The 21,567-nt window shown below is 72.2% G+C and carries 23 protein-coding genes and 1 riboswitch; of the genes, 14 read left to right on the top strand and 9 right to left on the bottom strand.

Annotated elements, in window-relative coordinates; translation table 11 throughout:
- Positions 1 to 31: 31 nt before the first annotated feature.
- Positions 32 to 988, bottom strand: coding sequence for a zinc-binding dehydrogenase (locus AB0F89_RS17255; protein WP_367137374.1), 957 nt, complete (start codon positions 986 to 988; stop codon positions 32 to 34).
- Positions 989 to 1,104: 116 nt separating this feature from the next.
- Here AB0F89_RS17255 and AB0F89_RS17260 point away from each other — a divergent pair, with 116 nt between their 5' ends.
- A complete protein-coding gene (locus tag AB0F89_RS17260; protein WP_367137376.1) occupies positions 1,105 to 1,683 on the top strand; it encodes a class I SAM-dependent methyltransferase in 579 nt (192 codons plus the stop codon).
- A 481-nt stretch (positions 1,684 to 2,164) separates the two neighbouring features.
- Positions 2,165 to 2,899, top strand: coding sequence for a DUF4383 domain-containing protein (locus AB0F89_RS17265; RefSeq protein WP_367137378.1), 735 nt, complete (start codon positions 2,165 to 2,167; stop codon positions 2,897 to 2,899).
- A gap of 66 nt (positions 2,900 to 2,965) precedes the next feature.
- Here AB0F89_RS17265 and AB0F89_RS17270 read toward each other — a convergent pair whose 3' ends face one another.
- Positions 2,966 to 3,910: an aldo/keto reductase gene (locus AB0F89_RS17270; RefSeq protein WP_367137380.1), complete on the bottom strand. Its 945-nt coding sequence runs from the start codon at positions 3,908 to 3,910 to the stop codon at positions 2,966 to 2,968.
- A gap of 75 nt (positions 3,911 to 3,985) precedes the next feature.
- On the opposite strand from AB0F89_RS17270, the gene AB0F89_RS17275 reads away from it, so the two are divergent.
- From AB0F89_RS17275 to AB0F89_RS17285, 3 genes are all read left to right on the top strand, one after another.
- On the top strand, positions 3,986 to 4,642 hold the full coding sequence (locus tag AB0F89_RS17275) for a M50 family metallopeptidase (protein WP_367137382.1): 657 nt from the start codon (positions 3,986 to 3,988) through the stop codon (positions 4,640 to 4,642).
- Between the two features lie 69 nt (positions 4,643 to 4,711).
- Positions 4,712 to 5,677, top strand: coding sequence for a TIGR03557 family F420-dependent LLM class oxidoreductase (locus AB0F89_RS17280; protein ID WP_367137384.1), 966 nt, complete (start codon positions 4,712 to 4,714; stop codon positions 5,675 to 5,677).
- 166 nt (positions 5,678 to 5,843) lie between these two features.
- On the top strand, positions 5,844 to 6,134 hold the full coding sequence (locus tag AB0F89_RS17285; RefSeq protein ID WP_367137386.1) for a WhiB family transcriptional regulator: 291 nt from the start codon (positions 5,844 to 5,846) through the stop codon (positions 6,132 to 6,134).
- A gap of 270 nt (positions 6,135 to 6,404) precedes the next feature.
- Here the strand turns inward: AB0F89_RS17285 and AB0F89_RS17290 are convergent, their stop codons facing one another.
- Complete coding sequence (locus AB0F89_RS17290) at positions 6,405 to 7,196, bottom strand: SigB/SigF/SigG family RNA polymerase sigma factor (RefSeq protein ID WP_367137388.1); 792 nt, start codon at positions 7,194 to 7,196, stop codon at positions 6,405 to 6,407.
- Positions 7,193 to 7,624, bottom strand: coding sequence for an ATP-binding protein (locus AB0F89_RS17295; protein WP_367137390.1), 432 nt, complete (start codon positions 7,622 to 7,624; stop codon positions 7,193 to 7,195). The genes AB0F89_RS17290 and AB0F89_RS17295 overlap by 4 nt, the downstream gene beginning before the upstream one ends.
- 125 nt (positions 7,625 to 7,749) lie before the next feature.
- Between AB0F89_RS17295 and AB0F89_RS17300 the strand changes: the two genes are divergently transcribed.
- Positions 7,750 to 8,502, top strand: coding sequence for an ATP-binding protein (locus tag AB0F89_RS17300; RefSeq protein ID WP_367137392.1), 753 nt, complete (start codon positions 7,750 to 7,752; stop codon positions 8,500 to 8,502).
- A 17-nt stretch (positions 8,503 to 8,519) separates the two neighbouring features.
- Here AB0F89_RS17300 and AB0F89_RS17305 read toward each other — a convergent pair whose 3' ends face one another.
- On the bottom strand, positions 8,520 to 8,939 hold the full coding sequence (locus AB0F89_RS17305) for an anti-sigma factor antagonist (RefSeq protein WP_367137394.1): 420 nt from the start codon (positions 8,937 to 8,939) through the stop codon (positions 8,520 to 8,522).
- A gap of 439 nt (positions 8,940 to 9,378) precedes the next feature.
- Here AB0F89_RS17305 and AB0F89_RS17310 point away from each other — a divergent pair, with 439 nt between their 5' ends.
- The 8 genes from AB0F89_RS17310 to gcvP all read left to right on the top strand — a co-directional run bounded on the left by AB0F89_RS17310 (position 9,379) and on the right by gcvP (position 16,846).
- Complete coding sequence (locus AB0F89_RS17310; RefSeq protein ID WP_367137396.1) at positions 9,379 to 9,621, top strand: hypothetical protein; 243 nt, start codon at positions 9,379 to 9,381, stop codon at positions 9,619 to 9,621.
- Between the two features lie 69 nt (positions 9,622 to 9,690).
- Positions 9,691 to 10,278, top strand: coding sequence for a CDP-alcohol phosphatidyltransferase family protein (locus AB0F89_RS17315; protein WP_367137398.1), 588 nt, complete (start codon positions 9,691 to 9,693; stop codon positions 10,276 to 10,278).
- Positions 10,279 to 10,336: 58 nt separating this feature from the next.
- A complete protein-coding gene (gene gcvH, locus AB0F89_RS17320; RefSeq protein WP_367137400.1) occupies positions 10,337 to 10,720 on the top strand; it encodes a glycine cleavage system protein GcvH in 384 nt (127 codons plus the stop codon).
- 113 nt (positions 10,721 to 10,833) lie between these two features.
- Positions 10,834 to 11,295, top strand: coding sequence for a glycogen accumulation regulator GarA (gene garA, locus AB0F89_RS17325; protein WP_033427969.1), 462 nt, complete (start codon positions 10,834 to 10,836; stop codon positions 11,293 to 11,295).
- Between the two features lie 14 nt (positions 11,296 to 11,309).
- Positions 11,310 to 12,005, top strand: coding sequence for a MerR family transcriptional regulator (locus tag AB0F89_RS17330; RefSeq protein WP_367137402.1), 696 nt, complete (start codon positions 11,310 to 11,312; stop codon positions 12,003 to 12,005).
- Between the two features lie 144 nt (positions 12,006 to 12,149).
- Positions 12,150 to 12,623, top strand: coding sequence for a bifunctional nuclease family protein (locus AB0F89_RS17335; protein ID WP_033441591.1), 474 nt, complete (start codon positions 12,150 to 12,152; stop codon positions 12,621 to 12,623).
- A 428-nt stretch (positions 12,624 to 13,051) separates the two neighbouring features.
- Positions 13,052 to 13,618: a MerR family transcriptional regulator gene (locus AB0F89_RS17340; RefSeq protein WP_367137404.1), complete on the top strand. Its 567-nt coding sequence runs from the start codon at positions 13,052 to 13,054 to the stop codon at positions 13,616 to 13,618.
- Between the two features lie 96 nt (positions 13,619 to 13,714).
- Positions 13,715 to 13,805, top strand: a riboswitch (glycine riboswitch).
- Between the two features lie 152 nt (positions 13,806 to 13,957).
- Complete coding sequence (gcvP, locus tag AB0F89_RS17345; protein ID WP_367137406.1) at positions 13,958 to 16,846, top strand: aminomethyl-transferring glycine dehydrogenase; 2,889 nt, start codon at positions 13,958 to 13,960, stop codon at positions 16,844 to 16,846.
- Between the two features lie 604 nt (positions 16,847 to 17,450).
- On the opposite strand, the gene AB0F89_RS17350 is transcribed toward gcvP, so the two are convergent.
- From AB0F89_RS17350 to AB0F89_RS17365, 4 genes are all read right to left on the bottom strand, one after another.
- A complete protein-coding gene (locus AB0F89_RS17350; protein ID WP_367137408.1) occupies positions 17,451 to 17,876 on the bottom strand; it encodes a hypothetical protein in 426 nt (141 codons plus the stop codon).
- Between the two features lie 95 nt (positions 17,877 to 17,971).
- Positions 17,972 to 18,781: a hypothetical protein gene (locus tag AB0F89_RS17355; protein WP_367137410.1), complete on the bottom strand. Its 810-nt coding sequence runs from the start codon at positions 18,779 to 18,781 to the stop codon at positions 17,972 to 17,974.
- A gap of 189 nt (positions 18,782 to 18,970) precedes the next feature.
- On the bottom strand, positions 18,971 to 19,504 hold the full coding sequence (locus tag AB0F89_RS17360; protein WP_367137412.1) for a hypothetical protein: 534 nt from the start codon (positions 19,502 to 19,504) through the stop codon (positions 18,971 to 18,973).
- Between the two features lie 230 nt (positions 19,505 to 19,734).
- Positions 19,735 to 21,516 (bottom strand): substrate-binding domain-containing protein, encoded by a 1,782-nt coding sequence (locus AB0F89_RS17365; RefSeq protein WP_367137414.1) that lies wholly within the window; start codon positions 21,514 to 21,516, stop codon positions 19,735 to 19,737.
- Positions 21,517 to 21,567 lie beyond the last annotated feature (51 nt).

Here is a 21,567-nt window from a genome sequence, read left to right on the forward strand (position 1 = left end):
CGTGATCACCGCGCACGGGGGCTCCTCCGCGTCACGGCCTGAGCACGACCTTGCCCACGGTGGCGCGGCCCTCCAGCGCGGTGTGCGCCTTGGCGGCCTCGCTGAGCTGGAACGTCGTGGTCAACGGGATGAGGCGGCCGTCGGCGAGGGCGCGCAGCGACTGTTCCTCCAGCCCGCGCAGGGACGTGCCCCGCACCATCCGCGGCCCGACCGCGACCGTCGCCGCGATGCCGAGGCGGTACAGGTCGGCGGTGTCGATGCGGGTGGCCTCGCCCGACGCCCAGCCGTACAGCACGATCCGGCCGCCGACGGCCAGCAGCTCCAGCGCGGCCCGGCCGGGCTCGCCGCCGACGCCGTCCAGCACCACCGTGACCCGGCCGATCCCCTCGGTCCAGCCGGGTCGGGTGTAGTCGGCCACCACGTCCGCGCCCAGTTCGCGGACCAGGTCCAGCTTGGCGGTGCTCGCCGCGCCGACCACCCGGGCCCCGAGCGCCTTGGCCTCCTGCACGAACAACGCGCCCAGCCCGCCCGCGGCCGACGTCACCAGGACCACGTCGTCGGCGGTGATCGCGGCGATGCGCAGCACGCCGACGGCGGTGCGCCCGGTGCCGATCATGGCGACCGCGGCGTCGAAGGACACGTGGTCGGGCAACTCGTGCAGCGAGTCGGCGGCGGCCACCGCGAGTTCGGCGTAGCCGCCACTGGCCTGTCCCAGGTGGGCGGTGACGCGCTTGCCCGACCAGTGCGCCCCCACCCCGTCGCCGAGCGCCGTGACGACGCCCGCCACCTCGCGGCCCGGCGTCATGGGCAGCTCGGGCAGCGGGAACGGCCCGCCGTGCTCGCCCCGGCGGATGGACGTGTCGAGCAGGTGGACGCCCGCCGCGGCCACCGCGATCCGCACCTGGCCGGCGCCCGGCTCCGGGTCGGGGACGTGCTCGAAGCGCAGGGTCTCGGCCGGGCCGAACTCGTGCTGGCGGATGGCGTGCATCGCGTTGTCCCCCTCGGTGGTAGGTGACCGCCAAGCTAGGAGTTCGACTTAACTCGAAGTCAAGTGATCTTGGCGCGACCGGGCAACCCGCCGGCCGCCGACGCGTCGGTAGGGGTGTGAAGCACTTCGACCACAACGCCCACCACCACCGGTTCCTGCTCGACCAGGTGCCGGCGGGCGCGCGGACGGCGTTGGACGTCGGTTGCGGGCGCGGCGGGTTCGCGGGGGAGCTGGCCGCGCGGGGTCTCGCGGTGACGGCGGTGGACAAGCACGTCGAGGCGTCGGTCCCCGGTGTCGCGTTCAAGCGCGGCGACGTGCTGGTGGACGACGTCGGCGGGCCGTACGACTTCGTCTCCTGCGTCGCCGCGCTGCACCACCTGCCGCTGCGGCCCGCGCTGGAGCGGTTCCGGTCGCTGGTGCGGCCCGGCGGGGTGCTGGCGGTGCTCGGGCTGGCCCGCGAGGAGAGCGCGTGGGACTGGGCGGTGGCGCTGGCGTCGACGCCGCTGGACTTCGCCGTGCGGCTGGTCCGGGACGACCCGCGCAGCGACGCGCCGGTGGCGGACTGGACGCTGTCGGTCCGCGAGATCAAGGCCGAGGCGGACGCGGTGCTGCCCGGCGCGCGGTTCCGCCGGCACCTCTACTGGCGGTACTCGATGGTCTGGAAGGCCGATGGCAGCAATTCGCATCAGGCATAATCGCTTTGACTGCGAGGTGTCTTCCGGGTGATAGTCGTACCAACACCGCAGTGGTGTCGGACGACCACAAAGGGGAACTTCGTGAACAGCAGGGAGACCGAGTGGAACGGTTCCGCGACGCGTGCGTCCGGAGACCGGGGCCAGCTCTCCTGACCTGCCGGGACGGCAAATCGGACGAGCCGCCCGGTAATTATTCGAAAATCGTATTGCCTTATTGGCTGCGGTGATCGGCGCGCATTTCGCGCGATGTGGCGTCCCGGTCTTCACGGGGTGGACCGGGACCGGGGGGAACCCCGGCACGGCGGGGTGTGCGACTCCTGTCGGGAATGGGGGGACGGGTTCGTGCGCCCGTCCCCCGCCGCCATTCGGCCCAGGCTCGGGCGCCGGCTCGGAGGGCGCCGTTTGCCCGCTCGGCGGTACGGGTAGTCGGTGGGCGTCCGGAGCCCGTGACGGGCTCGCAAGCTCGTAGTTGGAGGGCGAGATGACCCACCACTCGACCGTCGGTCGCGTCAAGGTCGCGGGTCTCCAGCCTGCCCAGGTGCTGGCAGGCCTGGTCGGCCTGGTGTTCCTCGCGTTGGGTGTGCTGGGCTTCGTGCGCACCGGTTTCGGCGACTTCGCGGGCGACCACCACGCGATGCTGCTCGGGTTCGCGGTGAACCCGCTGCACAACGTGATCCACCTGGCGTTCGGTGTGCTCGGCCTGCTGATGGCGAGCACGTCGGGCCTGGCCCGGCTGTACGGCTGGCTGCTGTTCATCGGTTACGGCGCGGTGCTGCTGTGGGGGCTGGCGCTGGCCGGCGTCTTCGCCACCAACCCCGTCCAGAACCTCGGCAACCCGCTGGCGCTGAACGTCAACGACAACTGGCTGCACCTCGGCCTCGCCGCTGTCGGCCTGCTGATCGCGGTGCTGCCGGCCCGGCGCAGGATCGTGACCGACGAGCCGGTCGACGACCGGTTCGAGGAGCCGGTCACGGGCCCGCACGGGGAGAACGTCGTGGACCCGCGGCACGACCGGGGCCGGTTCCAGCGCACCCCGGAGACCGACCCGGCGACCCACGAGATGCCCACCCAGCGCGTCGACTCCCGGCACGACGAGTCGCACGGCGCGCACCGCGACGAGCGGGTGGGGTCGGCGGAACCGACCGTCAGCGCGCGGCCGGTCCAGCCGATCGACCCGGCCATCGCCGAGCAGCACAAGTCGCGCTTCTCGCGATGACGAAGGCAGGGAAGCGGCGCGCGGTCCACTCCGGACCACGCGCCGCTTCGGCGTTCGGGGGTGTTCTCAGGCCGCCGAGTCCATCCGCTCGGCCTGGTCGTCGTCCAGCTTGAGCTCCAGCGCGCCCAGCGTCTCCTCCAGCTGGGCCACCGAGGTGGCGCCGACCAGCGGGATGATCCCCCGGCGCAGCAGCCACGCCAGCACGACCTGGTTCACCGTGGCGCCCAGCTCGGCCGCGACGTCGCGCAGCACCGCCAGCCGCCGCGTGGTGCCCGGGTGGTCGTAGTGCTCGCCCAGCGGCTTGTCCCGGTACTGGCCGGACAGCAGCGACGAGTACGCCACCAGCGCCACGTCGCCCTCGGCCGCCGCGTAGTCGAACAACTCCCCGGTCATGTGCACGTGACCGCTCTCCGGCAGCTTCGCGCCGGGGCGCGGCTGGAGGTAGCTGTACCGCTGCTGCACCGCCGCGTAGAGCGGCCACCCGTTGGCCCGCGACACCGCCCGCGCCCGCTCCAGCCGCCACGTGGCGTGGTTGCTGGCCGCGATCTCCCGCACGACCCCGGTGTCCACCAGGGACGCGAACCCGCCCAGCGTGTCCTCCAGCGTGACGCTGCGGTCCTCGACGTGGCTGTAGTACAGGTCGATGCGGTCGGTGCCCAACCGCCGCAGGCTGTCCCGGGCCGCGCCGCGGATCGTCTCGGCGGACAGGCCCTCGGCGTTCTCCAGCCCGGTGCCCGGCGTCAACGGGCGGGCGCCCACCTTGGTGGCGATCACGAGCTCGTCCCGGTTGCCCCGCGCGGCCAACCAGCGACCGACCGCCTCCTCGCTCTCGTCGCCGGTGCCGCCGTCCCAGAACATGTAGTTGTTCGACGTGTCCACGAACGTGCCGCCCGCCTCGACGAAGCGGTCCATGATCGCGAACGAGGTCCGTTCGTCCACCACCTTGCCGAACGGCATGGCGCCCAGGGCCAGGGCGCTGACGTCGAGTGAACCGATGCGCTGTCGTTGCATGGTCGTTCACCCTGGGTGCTGGAGCGCACTCCAGGTCAAGCCCGAACCGGTGAACCTGGCATCCTGGGGACCACGATGTCGACATTCAGCAAGTGGGCTCCCGCCGTGCTGGCGCTGGTCGTGGTGGCCGGCCCCGGTGTGTGGCGCTACAGCAGGCACGTCATCACCATCGCGCACGAGGCCGGGCACGCCCTCGTCGCGCTGCTCACCGGTCGCCGGCTGGAGGGCATCAAGCTGAACTCGGACACGTCCGGGGTCACCGTGTCGCGCGGGCGGCCGACCGGGGTCGCCGTGGTGCTCATGTACTTCGCCGGCTACGTCACGCCGTCCCTGCTCGGGCTGGGCGCGGCGGCGCTGGTGACCGCCGGGCACGTGCGACCCCTGCTGTGGGCGACGGTGGGGCTGCTGGTCGGCGTGCTGGTCATGATCCGCAACGCGTTCGGCGTGCTGTCGGTGGTGCTGACCGGGGCGGTGATGTTCGCCGTGTCGTGGTACGCCACGGCGGAGTGGCAGGCCGCGTTCGCGCTGTTCGTGACGTGGTTCCTGCTGCTCGGCGGCGTGCGGCCGGTCGGTGAGCTGCAGCGCAGGCGGATGCGCGGCCAGGCCCGCCAGTCCGACGCGGACCAGCTGGCCCGGATCACCCGCGTCCCCGGTCTGGTGTGGGTGCTGCTGTTCGCCGCGGTGACGGTCGGGACCCTCCTGCTGGGCGGCCGCCTCCTCCTCCCGCTGTAGTGACGACCTCGACCCGGTACGGGACCGCGCGTCGAGGTTCAGGAGTTCCCGCAGGGGTAACCGGTGGCCATGGTGAGCATCGGTTACTTCCTCTCCAGCGAGGAGCACGGACCGCGTGAGCTGGTGAGGCAGGCGCGGTGGGCGGAGCAGGCCGGTTTCGAGCGGCTGTGGATCTCCGACCACTACCACCCGTGGAACCGCGAGCAGGGCGACAGCCCGTTCGTGTGGTCCGTCATCGGGGCGCTGTCCGAGGCGACCTCGCTGCCCATCACCACCGCGGTCACCTGCCCGACGGTCCGGATTCACCCGGCCGTGGTGGCGCAGGCCGCCGCGACGGCCGCCGTCCAGTGCCGCGGCGGGTTCACCCTCGGCGTCGGCTCCGGCGAGGCGCTGAACGAGCACATCTTCGGCGACCCGTGGCCGTCCGCCCCGGAGCGGCTGGAGATGCTGGAAGAGGCCGTCGAGGTGATGCGGGCGCTGTGGACCGGCGAGGAGGTCAGCCACCGCGGCCGGCACTACAAGGTCGAGAACGCCCGCCTCTACACGCTGCCCGAGTCGCCCGTGCCGGTGTACGTGTCGGCGTTCGGGCCGAAGGCGGCGGAGCTGGCGGGCCGGATCGGCGACGGCCTGTGCTCCACCATCCCGGACGCGTCGCTGCTGGAGCGGTTCCGCGACGCGGGCGGCGCCGGCAAGCCCACCCAGGGCGGGTTCAAGGTGTGCCACGCGCCGTCGGCCGAGGCGGGCGTGAAGACGGCGCACCGGCTGTGGGCCAACGAGCAGCTGCCCGGCGAACTGGCCCAGGTGCTGCCGAGCCCGCGGCACTTCGAGCAGGCGTCGACCCTGGTGACCGAGGAGATGATGGCCTCGGCGCTGCCGGTCGGCCCCGACCCGCAGCCGTACGCGGACGCCGTCCGCGAGTTCGCCGACGCGGGCTACGACGAGGTGTACGTCAGCCAGATCGGGCCCGACCAGGAGCAGTTCTTCGAGTTCTGGGCCGGGTCGGTGGCGCCCGCCCTCGCCGACGGCGCGCGGTGACCGACCCGGACGGGCCGGCCGCGACCCGCAGCAACCCGAAGTCCACCCGCTCGGCAATCCACCCGATGTGGCGCACCACGTTTGCGTCCGGGGGACCAGCGGGTAAGCCGTGATCAAGCACCTGTGACACCGCAAGCACCCGTGACACCGCAAGGGGGTTCATCCGATGACCAGCACCGCGCGCCTGCCCAAGCCCGTGACCGACGTCTGGGACTGGCAGAAGGAAGGTCTGTGCCGAGGGCGGGACAGCGCCGTCTTCTTCCACCCGGACAACGAGCGCGGCTCCGCCCGCGCCGCCCGTGAGGACAAGGCGAAGCAGCTCTGCGCCCGCTGCCCGGTGGTGGTGCCGTGCCGCGAGCACGCCCTCGCCGTCCAGGAGCCGTACGGCGTCTGGGGTGGCATGGGCGAGGACGAGCGCCGCCGCGTCATCGCGGGCCGCCGCCGTTCCGCCGCCTGATCGGCCCGCACCGACCGGCCCGGCAGTCGCCCCACCTGCCCCGACCGACCGACTCGCCGACCGACCGCCTGACCACCCGCCGCCTGACCACCCGCCGCCTGACCACCCGCCGCCTGACGACTCGCCGCCCGACGACCGACCGCTCGGCGGTCGGCTCGTCACCGATCCGGCCGCACCCGCGCCGCCCCCCTCGGGCCGCCGGACCCCACACGTGCCGAGGCCGCCTGACTCTCCGTCAGGCGGCCCCGTTGCGTTCCCCACCGACCGGCGCTACTCGGTCAACCCGTCGCGCAGCTGCCGCAGCGTCTTGGCCAGCAGCCGCGACACGTGCATCTGGGAGATGCCCACCTTCTGCGCGATCTGCGTCTGCGTCATGTTGCCGAAGAACCGCATCACCACGATCTTGCGCTCGCGCTCCGGCAGCTTCTCCAGCAACGGGTGCAACGCCTCCCGCTGCTCGATCGCCTCCAGCTCCGGGTCCTCCTCGCCGAGCGTGCTGCCCAGCGAGATGGAGCTGTCGTCGGCCACGAGCAGGTCGTCCAGCGACGCGCTGTGGTAGGCGTTGCCCGCCGCCAGCCCCTCGTGGATCTCCTCCCGGCTCAGGCCCAGGTGCGAGGCCAGCTCGCTCGGCGTCGGCGCCCGGCCCAGCTCCTGCGACAGCCGCGCCGACCCGGCGTTGATCGCCAGGTGCAGCTCCTTGAGCCGCCGCGGCATCCGCACCGACCAGCTGGAGTCCCGGAAGTACTTCCGGACCTCGCCCATGATCGTCGGCACCGCGAACGACAGGAAGTCGCTGCCGCGCTCCGGGTCGAACCGGTCCACCGCGTTGATCAGCCCGACCGTCGCCACCTGCACCAGGTCGTCGTGCGGCTCACCGCGGTGGCCGAACCGCCGGGCGATGTGCTTGGCCACGGGCAGGTGCTCGGTCACCAGCTCGTCGCGCAACCGCTCCCGCGCCGGGTCGTCCTTCGCGGTCGCGGCGAGCCGGACGAACAGCGGCGCCAGGTGGTCGTAGTCACCCTGGCTGCTGGACCGCGTCGTGCCCCCGTCCGACCTCGTCACGCATCCACCGTTCCCAACGACCGCTTCACCAGGTCGATGTGCACCTCGTACGCGTCCGCCTGCGGCGCGACCCACGTCGTGACCGAGTCGACCAGCGCGCTCAGCACGCGCCAGCCGAAGCTGTCCCGGTCGGGAGGCGCCGACCGCTGCGAACCCACCTTGGTGAACACCTGCACCGACCCGTCGACCACGACGAACTGCGCGCTCAGCACGGTGTCCGGCGCGGCCAGTGAGATGAGGGTCGAGCACGCCTCGTCCACCGCCAGCTTCAAGTCCTCGATGGAGTCGAGGTCGAAGTCCTGCCGCATGGCGATGTCGGCCGCCACCGCACGCACGACCGACAGCTGCGTGGGATCGGCCGCCATCCGCAACTCCACCCCGGCCAGGGCGTTCTCCGACTCACCGCTTCGCGGCTCAGTGTGCGACACGCTCACCTCGTCGTCCGTTCTCTCTCGTTGTGCTGCTGACGGTATCGGTACCCGAATTGATCGCAGCTCACACGTGTAGGCGACACGCGGGCCGGGAAGACTGACTGGTGCGACGGGGAGGGCTTTTGACCGATCAACTCGCGGACCACCACTTTGCACTGGAGTTCCCGGCACGCGCCGGGCAGCTCTCGGAGGTGCGCGCTCGACTGGACGCCTGGCTGGCCACCGAGGGCCTGTCCGATGACGACCGGTACGACTTGCTCATCGCGGTCAACGAGGCCGCCAGCAACGCCGTGGAGCACGCCTACCGCCCAGGGGAGGAGGGCACCGTCCACATCGACGCGGACGGCCGTCCCGATGGCAGCGTGCACGTCGTGGTCACCGACCACGGAGCCTGGCGCGTGCCACCGCCCACGCTCTCGGCCCGCGGCCGCGGGCTGCTGCTGATGCGCGAGAACGTCGACGAGGTGCTGGTCGACCGCCAACCCGGCGGCACCACCGTCACCCTCGTCCTCTCGGCAGGGCGACGTGCGCGCGGCACCTTCCCGGCGCCACCGCCCGTCGACCCGGTCCGCGTCACCGCGTGCGAGGGCTGGGTCGAGGTGGAGGTGCAAGGCGACGTGCCCGCGCACGCCGCGCCCGCCGTCCGCCGGCGCATCCTCACCGCCGCCCGCGGCGGGACGGTGCCCGTGGTCGTGGACCTGCGCGCGCTCGGCGAGCGCAACGAGGGCCTGATCCGCGGCCTGCGCGCGGTGGCGGAGGCCGCCGCCGCGGCGGGCAACCGCGTCGTCGTGCGCGCGCCCGAAAACGGCCACGCCCGCCGCGCTCTGGTCGCGGCGGGCGTGGATCAGGTCATCGACATGGTGCCGCACGACTAGACCCGTCCGGATCGTTCTCAGAGGGCCGTGCGGGCCTCCAGCGCCAGTTCGACCGACTCGAACACGCTGAACACCTCGCCCAGGCCGGTCGCGGCCAGCGGGCGCGTCACGGCGCGCTCGACGGCCACGACGCGGAACGAGGCGTCCCGCCGCTTGGCCTGCTGCGACGCCTCCACCAGCACCGCCAGCCCGGCGGAGCCGAGGAAGCTCACCCCGGACATGTCCAGCACCACCACGTCGCTCGCGTCGAGGCGCCCCAGCACGTCGGCCCGCAGCTGCGGCGCGGTGAGCATGTCGACCTCGCCGCTCACCGAGACCACGGTGACGCCCTCGGCCGGGTTGCGCGCGATGAGCCCGAGCTGTCCGACCCGCGGGCTGTCGGCCGCGGCGGACTCGACTCCGCCCGTCGTCACGACGTCCGGATCTTGAACAGTCACGAGGCACTCCTCTTCAGCTGGAACCGCTGGGTGGGAAGCCCGGCGCACCAATGGGTGCGCAGCACTGGACAGCAGCGTGGCGGAACGTGCCCGCTAGCCGGACTTCCCGGCGCGGCTGTTGGCTCAACCGCTGCGCCACCCACCGTACGGAGCCCGTGGCGGCACCACAAGCCGGCGGGTGGCGGCCTGATCGGTACCAGTGTAGTGCGTTGCACGGTGTGCGGCGCATGACGGACGGTGAGCGGTTTGGTCCCGGCGGGGCCGGTTACACCTCATGCGAAGCGTTCCGGCGGTCCGGCGCAACTCGGCCGGCCCAACCGCCCGCCGACCGGGACCGGGCACGAATGCGGAGGTGGTCCTCACCACAGTCCCGCACAATCCGGTGACGGGGATAACGCCACGAGAGCCGTGCGCGACAACCCTGGTGGAGGGATTTCACATGAGCACCACGACGGAAACCGAGTCAGAGCCCGCGAAGCCGAAGGCGGCGCGCGTCGGCACCAGCGGCGCGGCAACGCTGCCCACGGCCCCGTGCAGCGTGGTCTGGAGCAAGGGCCACGCCTACGTGCTCGAAGGTTTCCGGGCCCGGTGGGTCGGCGTCGACGACCGAGGTCGTCCGCAGGCGCTCACCGGCGCCGAACTGCAGAGCCGCGGCTGGAGCCGCACCCGTTCGACCAACTGAGCCCGGCGCCCGGCCGGCTTCCGCGAGTCGGCCACCGGGGCGCGCCGGGCGGCCGGCTACAGTTCGGGCGTGCCGCGCGACCCAGCCGACCGGCTGCTGACCATCCCGAACGCGCTCAGCGTGTTGCGGCTGCTCGGCGTGCCCCTGTTCCTGTACCTGCTGCTCGGCCCGCGCGCCGACGGCTGGGCGCTGGTCGTGCTGGTCGCGGCGGGCCTGTCCGACTGGCTCGACGGCAAGATCGCCCGCTGGCTCGACCAGGCGAGCAAGCTCGGCGCGCTGCTCGACCCGGCCGCCGACCGCCTCTACATCCTGGCCACCCTGGTCGCGTTCGTCGTGCGCGGCATCGTGCCCTGGTGGGTGGCGGTGGTGCTGGTGGCCCGCGAGGCGGTCGTCGGGGTCTGCCTGCCCGTGCTGCGGGCCCGCGGCTACGGGCCGTTCGAGGTCAACTACCTGGGCAAGGCGGCCACGTTCAACCTGCTCTACGCGTTCCCCATGCTGCTGCTCGCCCAGGGCTCCTCGACCGCCGCCCAGATCGCTCGGCCGGTGGCCTACGCGTTCATGGTCTGGGGCGGGGCCCTGTACCTGTGGTCCGGAGTGCTGTACGTGTACCAGTTCACCCTGGCGATGCGCCGACGGCCGGGGGTCGCGCCCCGCTGAGCGGGACGTGGGAAGATCCGGTTGCGAAGATCCACCGTCATTGAAGGAGCACACCGCGGTGATTCCCGAGGAGCTCAAGTACACCGAGGAACATGAGTGGGTGCTGCGCACGGGTGAGGACACCGTGCGCGTGGGCATCACCGACTACGCCCAGGAACAGCTCGGCGACGTCGTGTTCGTCCAGCTCCCCGAACTCGGTGAGCAGGTCGCGGCCGGTCAGACGCTGGGCGAGGTGGAGTCGACCAAGAGCGTGTCGGACATCTACGCGCCGCTCGCCGGCGAGGTCGTCGCCCGCAACGACTCGCTGGACCAGCAGCCCGACCTGGTCAACTCGGACCCGTACGGCGAGGGGTGGATGGTGGAGCTCCGGCTGGAGGACCCCACCGCGGTGGACGACCTGCTGGACGCCGCCGCGTACCAGGAGCTGGCGGCCCAGGGGTGACGTCGATCTTCCGGCGGCTCTTCGGTCGGTGGGGGAGCCGCTCCTCGGACAAGGGTTCGGGCACGATAGGTTCTAGCGGTCTCGAGAGTTCCAGCAGCAGGAGGAGAGCTCAGGTGAGCACGAACGACGGGCCAGGCGTTCCGCCGGAGCAGTCCCCGGAGCGGACCTCCGTTTTCCGGGCCGACTTCCTCGCCGAGGTCGAGGGCGCCGAGGCGCCCGCCCAGGAGCCGGCCGTCGCGGGTGTCGACGCGCTGCCCGCCGGGTCGGCTCTGCTCGTGGTCAAGCGCGGCCCCAACGCGGGGTCGAGGTTCCTGCTGGACCGCGACACGACCAGCGCGGGGCGGCACCCCGACAGCGACATCTTCCTCGACGACGTGACGGTCTCCCGCCGCCACGCCGAGTTCCGCCGCGAGGGCGGCGAGTTCGTGGTGATCGACGTGGGCAGCCTCAACGGCACCTACGTCAACCGCGAGCCCGTCGACCAGGCGGTGCTGGCCAACGGCGACGAGGTGCAGATCGGCAAGTTCCGCCTGGTGTTCCTGACCGGTCCGGGCGCCGGGGGCCAGGGGGCCTGAGCGATGGGGCTCCGGTGACGGCGGCCGGGCGGCCACGCGGGGGGTCGAGCATCGGGGCGGTGCTGGCGCTGCTGCGACCCGACTTCCCCGACGTCACCATCTCCAAGATCAGGTTCCTGGAGTCCGAAGGGCTGGTCCGCCCGGCGCGCACGCCGTCGGGCTACCGGCAGTTCACGGCCGCGGACGTGGACCGCCTGCGCTACGTGCTGGCCGCGCAGCGGGACCGCTACCTGCCGCTGAAGGTCATCAAGGAGCAGTTGGACGCGGCCGACCAGGCCGCGTCGAAGGCGTTGCGCGCGGTCGACCCCACCCCGGCCGCCGGGCAGCGGGTCACCCGCGAGGACCTGCTGGCGCGGGCGGGCATCGAGCCGGGCGTGCTGGCGGACCTGGAGCAGAACGGCCTGGTGAAGGCCGGTGCGGGCGGGTTCTACGACCACGAGGCGGTGCAGATCGCGTCGACCGTGCGGGCGATGGTCGCGCACGGCCTGGAGGCGCGGCACCTGCGCCCGTTCCGGGCCGCGGCCGACCGCGAGGTCGGATTGGTGGAGCAGGTCGTCGGCGCGGCGCACCGGCACCGCGACCGGGCCGCGGTGGACGAGGTCGTGCGCGAGTTGGCGGCGCTCTCCGTGACGCTGCACTCACTGCTGGTGAAGGTGGGTTTGCGCGACGTCACGGGTGGAGTTGCGGGCACCCGCGTTTCGCCGAGGTGAACGCGTGTCCGCATCGTGATTCGATGAGGGCGGGCGGTTGCGCACAGAGCCCGCTTGGCGGGTAGCGTCGAAACCGTACGTGGGGGATCCTCGTGAGGTAGCGGGGACGCCAGAATTTCAGCGCGCTGAGGGAGGCGAGACCCGATGAGCGAGATGCGCGTCGTCGGCGTGCGGGTGGAACTGCCCGCGAACCAGCCGATCCTGCTGCTGCGCGAAACCGAGGGCGAGCGGTACCTGCCGATCTGGATCGGATCGGTCGAGGCCACGGCGATCGCGTTGGAGCAGCAGGGAGTCCGTCCTGCCCGGCCGTTGACCCACGACCTGTTGAAGGACGTCATCGGGGCGCTCGGCCGGCAGCTGGAGCAGGTGCGGATCACCGACCTGCAGGAGGGCACCTACTTCGCGGAGCTGGTGTTCGACGGCGACATCCGGGTCTCGGCGCGGCCGAGCGACTCGGTGGCGCTGGCGCTGCGGATCGGCGTGCCGATCCACGCGGAGGAGTCGGTGCTGGCCGAGGCGGGCCTGATCATCCCGGACGAGCAGGAGGACGAGGTCGAGAAGTTCCGCGAGTTCCTCGACTCGATCTCGCCGGAGGACTTCCGCGGCGCGGACACGTAGACCGCCCGCTCCGCACTTCGCACGACGCCTCGGTCCACGGGTTGCCGCTCGCGGACCGGGGCTTCGCCGTGCCCGCCTGCGAAGGGCCGGGACGTCGGCCGGCAAGCCGCGCACGGCCCCTCGCAAGTGTTGCGGTGAGTTGTGGATCAACCCCGCGTGCCACCCGCAGGTGTCACTCCTATGGGTTACACAACGTCAATGATGCTCCGCTAAACGATCACTAAACGTCACCCGAATGGCTTACGACGGGCGGCTCTCTCAACCTCAACCTCACGTTGAGGTCAGACACGCCCCGCGCGTCGCGTTGACCTGCCCCCTACCCGGTCTTACCGTCGAACTCAGGTGAATTGTCACGGTGTGGTTCCGCGACACCGGGGCGGCTTCACGTTGGTCGCCGGTCGTCGTGACCGGACCGAGGGGAGGCAGGCGTGGTCGAGGAAGCGCCCATCCGGGCCGGATCCGGCGAACAGGGTGAGCTGTTCCCGGACTCCTCGCTGCCGGACGAACTGGTCGGGTACCGCGGCCCCGCCGCGTGCCAGATCGCGGGCATCACCTACCGCCAGCTCGACTACTGGGCACGCACCGGGCTGGTCAACCCGACGATAAGGAGTGCCCACGGCTCAGGCAGCCAGCGGCTCTACTCGTTCAAGGACATCCTGGTCCTCAAGGTCGTCAAGCGGCTGCTGGACACCGGCGTCTCGTTGCAGAACATCCGGGTCGCGGTCGACCACCTGCGCCGCCGCGGCGTCCAGGACCTGGCCCGGATCACGCTGTTCAGCGACGGCACCACGGTCTACGAGTGCACCTCCCCGGAGGAGGTGGTCGACCTGCTGCAGGGCGGCCAAGGGGTGTTCGGCATCGCGGTCAGCGGCGCGATGCGCGAGATCAGCGGGACGATCCACGACTTCCCGGCGGAACGCGTGGACGGCGCCGAGATCGTGGAAGCGGCCGACGACGAGCTGTCCCGCCGCCGCCGCACCCGGGCCATCGGCTGACCCCCGCGCCCCCGGTCGCGGGTCGGCGGTGAGATCCACGTCGCGCGAGCGGTATGACGCGCACGTCCAGCGGGTACGCTCTCGCGCGTAGTCGCTTTATCCCGCGCGGGAGAGTCCGAGCCAGTCTCGGCGCCGAAGGAGCAAATCCTCCCCGGAACCTCTCAGGCGCAAGGACCGCGCGGGTGAGACGCCTCTGGAAAGCGGGTCGGGCAACCGACCCCGCCGACGGTGCAAGCCCGGGTCACGCCGGGTGAAGCTCTCAGGCGCCCGGCGCCGGGCAGAAGACAGAGGGGGAGGGCAACGGCAGAAGTCTGTCCGGAGCCCTGGAGGCCAGCACCGATGACGCAGGACCGCATCCCCCTCGCCGCGCTCGAACACGGCACCCCGTTCGCCGACCGGCACGTGGGCCCGCGGCCCGCGGAGCTGGCCCGCATCCTCGACGTCATCGGTGTCGGCTCGCTGGAGGAACTGGCGCAGCACGCCGTCCCGCCGTCGATCCGCGAGCGCGACCTGGTGCTGGACCTGCCGGAGCCCGCCACCGAGCCCGAGGCGCTGGCCGAGCTGCGCGCCCTCGCCGCCCGCAACCGGCCGATGACGCAGATGATCGGCCTCGGCTACTACGGCACCACCACCCCGCCGGTGATCCGCCGCAACGTGCTGGAGAGCCCCGCCTGGTACACCGCGTACACGCCGTACCAGCCGGAGATCTCCCAGGGCCGCCTCGAAGCGCTGCTGAACTTCCAGACCGTGGTCGGCGACCTGACCGGCCTGCCGCTGGCCAACGCCTCGATGCTGGACGAGTCCACCGCGGCCGCCGAGGCGATGACGCTGGTGCGCCGCGCCGGTCGGTCCAAGTCGGACAAGTTCGTCGTGGACGAGGACACGCTGCCGCAGACCCTCGCCGTCATCGAGACCCGCGCCGAGCCGCTGGGCATCGAGATCGTGACCGCCGACCTGTCGCAGGGCCTGGAAGGGCTCGGCCTGGGCGGCGACTTCTTCGGCGTGCTGCTGTCCTACCCCGGCGCGTCCGGCGTCGTCCGGGACCACGCGGGCCTCATCGAGGAGATCCACGGGGCCGGCGCCCAGGCCGTGGTCGCCGCCGACCTGCTGTCGTTGACGCTGCTGCGCCCGCCCGGCGAGATCGGCGCGGACGTCGTGGTCGGCACCACGCAGCGGTTCGGCGTGCCGATCGGGTTCGGCGGGCCGCACGCCGGTTACATGGCCGTGCGCCAGGGCCTGGAGCGGCAGCTGCCCGGCCGGCTGGTCGGCGTCTCGGTGGACGCGGACGGCTCGCTCGCCTACCGCCTCGCCCTGCAGACGCGCGAGCAGCACATCCGCCGGGAGAAGGCGACCAGCAACATCTGCACCGCGCAGGTGCTGCTCGCGGTGATCGCGTCGATGTACGCGGTCTACCACGGCCCGGAGGGCCTGAAGGCGATCGCGACCCGCGCCCACCGGATGGCCACCGTGCTGGCGGCCGGGCTGCTGGAGGGCGGCGTCGAGGTCGTGCACGGCGAGTTCTTCGACACCGTGCGCGCTCGCGTCGAGGGCCGTGCCGCCGCCGTCGTCGCCGCCGCGCGCGACCTGGGCGTGAACCTGTGGCAGGTCGACGCCGACGTGGTGTCGATCGCGTGCGACGAGACCACCACCCGCGAGCACCTGGAACTGGTGTGGGAGGCGTTCGGCGTGACCGTCTCCGACGTGGACGGGCTGGACGCCGACACCGCCGACGGCATCCCCGCCGACCTGCGCCGCACCAGCGACTACCTGACCCACCCGGTGTTCCACGCGCACCGCTCCGAGACCGCGCTGCTGCGCTACCTGCGGGCGTTGTCGGACAAGGACGTCGCGCTGGACCGCAGCATGATCCCGCTGGGCTCGTGCACGATGAAGCTGAACGCGACGGCCGAGATGGAGCCGATCACCTGGCCCGAGTTCGCCGACCTGCACCCGTTCTCGCCCGCGTCGGACGCCGAGGGGCTGCTGACGATCATCGGTGACCTGGAGCGGTGGCTGGCCGAGGTCACCGGGTACGACGCGGTGTCGCTGCAGCCGAACGCGGGCAGCCAGGGCGAGTTCGCCGGCCTGCTGGCGATCCGCGCCTACCACCGCGCCAACGGCGACGCGCACCGCGACGTGTGCCTGATCCCGTCCAGCGCGCACGGCACCAACGCGGCGTCCGCCGTGATGGCCGGGATGCGGGTCGTGGTCGTCAAGTGCGACGACCGGGGCAACGTGGACGTGGAGCACCTGCGCTCGACGATCGAGGCGCACCGCGACTCGCTCGCCGCGATCATGATCACCTACCCGTCGACGCACGGCGTGTACGAGGACACCGTGCGCGAGGTGTGCGGGTTGGTGCACGACGCGGGCGGCCAGGTGTACGTCGACGGCGCGAACCTGAACGCCTTGATCGGGCTCGCGCAGTACGGGAAGTTCGGGTCGGACGTGTCGCACCTGAACCTGCACAAGACGTTCTGCATCCCGCACGGCGGCGGCGGTCCGGGCGTCGGTCCGATCGGCGTCCGCTCCCACCTCGCGCCGTTCCTGCCGAACCACCCGCTGCAGCCGGCGGCCGGTCCGGCGACCGGTGTCGGCCCGATCAGCGGCGCGCCGTGGGGTTCGGCGTCGATCCTGCCGATCTCGTGGGCCTACGTGCGGATGATGGGCGCCGACGGCCTGCGGCGGGCGACGCTGACGGCGGTGGCGGCGGCGAACTACGTGGCGCGGCGGTTGGACGAGCACTTCCCGGTGCTGTACACCGGCGAGGGCGGTTTCGTGGCCCACGAGTGCATCCTCGACCTGCGGCCGATCACCAAGGCGACCGGCGTGACGGTGGACGACGTGGCGAAGCGGCTGGCCGACTACGGGCTGCACGCGCCGACCATGTCGTTCCCGGTGGCGGGCACGCTCATGGTGGAGCCGACGGAGAGCGAGGACCTGGCCGAGATCGACCGGTTCATCGACGCCATGATCGCGATCCGGCACGAGATCGACCGCGTCGGCTCGGGCGAGTGGCCGGCCGACGACAACCCGCTGCGCAACGCCCCCCACACGGCGGCCTCCATCGCGGCGGAGTGGAACCACCCGTACAGCCGCGAGGTGGCGGTGTTCCCGGCGGGCGTTTCGGCTCCGAAGGTCTGGCCCCCGGTGCGCCGCATCGACGGCGCCAAGGGCGACCGCAACCTGGTGTGCTCGTGCCCCCCGATCTCCGCTTACGGCGGCTGATCGAGCAGTTCGTCCGGGAGCCCCGGTCGCGAGTTCACGCTCGCGACCGGGGCTCCGGCGTTCGAGGTGCTTGCGTGCCTGCCTGCCGGCCAGGGGCATGCTTCCTCGGGGCTCGGGGCTCGGGGCTCGGGGCTCGGGGCTCGGGGCTCGGGGTGCGGGTACGAGGCGCAGGGTGCGGGCGGTGGGTGCGGGGCGGTGCCCGGTCGGTGCGTGCACACGGTGGCGGGCGCGGAGCACGGGGGCAGGGCGCAGGCGGTGGGCGTAGTCCGCAGGGTGCGGTGGTGGGCGCGGAGCGGGTGCGGGGTTGGCACGGTGCGGTGTGGTGCGGTGCGGTGCGGTGCGAAGGTAGGCAGTGAGTATGGAGCGGTGGGCTGGGAGTGGTCGGGACCGAGACTGGGTGCCTGGCCACCGTGGGCAGCCGAGAGTTGCGAGGCGTTCGAGGAAGGTTCGTGCGTCCTTGGGCGGCAGGGCGTGAGCGACGAGCATCGGGACCCGACTGCCGGGCACATCGCGGCCAAGGGGTGTCCGGGCGGATCTGAGCCGGCGACCCGCGCGCCACGGCCCCTTCGGGTGGTCGTGGCGGCCGTTGGCCGGGGTGGTCAGTTCAGCACGCCGGGGTGATGACGCGGCGGTAGGGAGGAGTGGCGTCGCTCATCTCCTCGGTCAGGCCGAAGCGTCGCAGGACGGCCAGGCTGCGGGTGTTCTCCCGGTGGACCACTGCGAAGACCCTCGCGGCACGGGGCGGTCTTCGGGTGCCGATGTCGGTCATCGCGGCGGACATCAGGACGTCCGACGCACGCGGGCCCGATTCGAAGCTCCGGCCCTGCCAGTGCAGGCTCAGGGCGACGACCTGGAGCTTCGTGGCCTCGATCCGTTGCCCTCCGGGCGCTAAGAGGGCCGCGTGCTCATGCGCCGCGACGCCTACCAGTTCGCCGGACGGCACGGTCAGCAGCAGAACGCGCGGATCGGCCTCTGCCGCGCGGGGATCGAGACCCCAGTCGAGCAGGTCCCGGCACACGAACCGCTCCACTTCCCGGTGCCACGCCTCGTCCCGGGCACACCGGAATTCCTCCAGGAGTCCCTTGTCGTCAGCGCACGCCGTCCTGACCTTCCATCTCTCTCCCCTCATTCGTGGATGACCACGGGCACCGGGGCGAACAACGGCGCCGGAGTGCCGGACAAGCGCTCGGCGTCCTCCTCGGTGATCGTGGTCGTGCGTGGGTCGGCGCGGTCGAACGGTGAGTACGGTTCCGCTGCCTCCGGCAGATCCAGGTCGACCGCCGGGACCACCTCGACCATTGCCTGGTCCCCTGTCAGCACGGTCCGCAGGACGACCGGGCCGCCGAGGAAGGCGCGGTGCGCGGCATCGAGCAGCGGACGGGGCAGGACGACATCCGGTGATCGGCCGAGCTGCTTGATCCACGCCACGTCACCGCGCAGCTCCGAGACGTGGCCGTGGTGGACCAGCAGTAGTGCCAGTTCCCGTTCAACCGGTGAACCCGAGTCGGCCCAGGCCGGTTGGACGTGCCCGGTGGCCTGCGCCGCCGCTCGGACGAGGCGGGTGTTCAACCCCGGCGGGAGATCACCCGCCACCGCGGCGCTCACCGCCTCGCGCGGCAGCTCCGCGAGGTGGTCGGCCAGGCGTCGGAAGACCTCGCCGCCCTCCAGTTCACGGGCCGCGCACGCCAGCTGCTCGGCCTGCTCGAAGTAGCCGAGCCTGGCGCACACGGCGGCCCGCACGTTGAGCCTGCTGAAGAACCGCACCTGACCCTGCAACCGCCCCGAGCCGCGTGGGCGCACGGCCAGGCCCTCGGTCGCGCAGTGGCGCCTGCGCAACGTCCGGTAGGGGGCCTCGCTGGTCGGAGCGGCGCCTGGCTGGAAGGCGCGCACGACCTTGTCCCGGCTGACGATGGGCCATTCGGCGAGGGTGGTCATGGGTTTCACGGTACGGCTTCAGAGGCGTCGAATCAACGTCTCGATCAGGTGATGTCGGGTGGCAGCAGGGGAGGCTGAGGTACGTGCGGTGGGCGCGGGTGGGGTGAGTAGCCGGTCGGCCCGCTCGACCGGCCCGCAGACGCGGAACGGGGCAGGCGCGCCCCGGGGAAGGGCGCGCCCGCCCGGTCATCAGTCGATCGTGGTGGCGCCGCTGTAGTTGCAGATGGAAGGCGCCATCACCTGCTGGGCGCTGCCCCAGCCGGCGCACTGGTACGAGGAGTGGCCGTACCAGTTGTGGCCGAACTCGTGCGCGGCCAGCAGGGCGTCGTCGTTCACGCCGCCCATGTAGAGCGCGATCCGCTGACCCGCGCCCCAGTTGCAGCCCACCACGCGACTGCCGCCGCCGCAGTCGGTGATGTAGCCGTTGCGGCACTCCACCGGGGTGCCGCTGGAGCTCTCCGTCAGCCCGCTCCACGCCCGCGCGCCGGTGCGGATGGCCGACGCGTACGGCGAGCACGAGCTGAGGATGCGGTAGGTCCGCGCGTTCGGCACGGGCCACGCCGCGATCGTGGGCGGCGCGGTGACCACGTCCGCGGGGGCGGTGGCCAGCTCCACGACGCTCGTCGGGTGGCCTTCCCCGGCGAGCGCGGTCTGGGAGTTCGGTGCGACCAGGACGGCCACCACGAGCGCCAGCAGGGCAGGCGCCAAGAACAACTTCTTCACGTTGTCCGCCTTTCGGGTGCAGGGAATCGACGTGTGCAGGGACGTCGAAGCACTCGAAGTTACGGAACCATTCGCCGTCGATCAACCGGCATGAAGTGTGATTGATCCTCGGCTATTCGTCAATTCCTGCCACTGGCCAGGAAGAATGCGCACAGAAGAAGATCGAGAATAGTTTCGGTGTGAATTCAACAAGTCGGATGGCGTAGTGCCCCGGCCGTCCGTTCGGGTGATCAGGCGGCCGAGAGCAGCTGGGCGAGGGCGGCGTCGATGCCGCGACCGTCCTCGACCACCGACAGCGTGCCGCCGGTCGACCTGGCCAGCTCGGACAGCGGCGCGCGCTCCGGGTCCGGCCCGATCGCGATGACGCTGACGTCGATGTCCTTGCCCGCCTGCTTCGCCGCACCCAGCTCGGCCGTCAGCTCCTGGAACGTCAGCCCGCCGTCGTTCGCCCCGTCGGTGAGCACCACGATCCGGTTGCGCTTGCCGTCCTGGTAGTCGGCCTGCACCCGCTGGTACAGCGCGAGCACGCTGGTGTAGAGCTGGGTGGCGCTCTGCGGCTGCAGCGCGGCCACGCCGTCCAGCAGCGCCTGCCGCTGCCCGGCGACCGGCCCGGTCGGCACGAGCTGCCGGTACGGCTTGTCGCCGTCGAGCTGCCGGGAGAACTCCCACAGCCCGAGCGATCCGGACACCGACCGGTTGACCTGCCCGGACAGCGCCTGCTTGAGCCAGTCCATCCGGCTGCGGCCGTCGCCGCCGGGTTCCTCCATCGACTTGGACGTGTCCACCAGCACGGTGACGACCTGGCCGTCGTCGGCGGTCGCCCACGCGGCCGAGATCTGCTGGGTGGTGTTGGCGTCGGCGGGCGCGAGGGTGTCGGTGACGGCGGCCCACCGGATGCCGGGCGACGGCTTGGGCCGCTCGGTGGTGGCCTCGACCCGCAGCCCCGCGCCGGCCAGGATCGCCTGCTGGGCGTCCTCCTGGAGGAACGCGCGGAACGCCTGCGCCGCGCGGACCTGGGCCTCGCCGACCCAGTCGCCGGCCAGCGGCACGAACGGGAAGTCGGCGATCGGCGTCGGTCCGCCCGCCGCGACCCCGTACAGGGGCTGCGCGGGCGCGGCGCCGCCGTCCTTGCCGGTGTTGTGCCGGTACAGGTCCACCTCGAACACCGGGACCGCGCTGAAGCCCGCCGCGTTCACCGCCGGGTCGGCGCTCAGCGACTTCAACGCCTCCCAGGTGACCGTGGGCGCCTGCTCGGGCGTGGCCGACGCCAGCCTGCTCATCGTGCTCTTCACCGGGTCCAGCGCCAGCACGTCGGTGGTGACCGGGCCCCTGCCCTCGGGGCTCGCGCCCGCCAGCGCCGACTGCACGGCCATCGCGGTGGCCGCGTTGCGCGCCGGGTCGGGCATGGCGACGCTGAACCGGCCCCACTCGGGGTGGCCGAACCGGCTCCAGCCGTCGGCCGCGCCCGCCAGGTCCGGCAGGTCGGTCCAGCGGAACCCGGAGCCCGCCTGCACCGCCTGCGCCGGCTCCTGGTGCAGGGCGAGCAGCACCGGGCTGGTCGCGATCGACTCGGGCACGGCGCCGAGCAGGGTGGCGTTCTGCGCGCCGAGCCGGTCGGCCCACAGCGTCGAGTCGGTGATCCAGGCGTGCGGGCGCTCGCCGATCTCGGCGGTGTCCCACTCCTGGGTCAGGCCCTGGAGCACGACCTCGGAGTCGATCGACTGGACCTCGACCTGGATGCAGTGGTCGTAGACGACGGGGTGCTGCCTGCTCCACTCCTCGGCGACCTGCTTGACGGCCTCGGCCACGCTGGGCGTCGCGGCGACCCTGAGCAGCGCCTCGCCCTCGTTGCAGTCACCGGCCTGCGCGGCGGCCCGGCGTTCCACGATGTCGCCGACCCAGCTCCAGCCGAGCCAGCCGAGCACCACCAGGGCGACCAGGCCGACGATGGCCACCGGCCACTTCGCGATGCCGCGCCGCACCTTCGTCCGCAGCGCGCGGTGTCGAGACATCGTCTTCCTCTCAGGCGTCCGGCAGCGTGCCGCCGGCGACGTGCGGCTGGC

Origin of the sequence: Saccharothrix sp. HUAS TT1 (genome assembly GCF_040744945.1) — a bacterium.
Classification (GTDB): Bacteria; Actinomycetota; Actinomycetes; order Mycobacteriales; family Pseudonocardiaceae; genus Actinosynnema.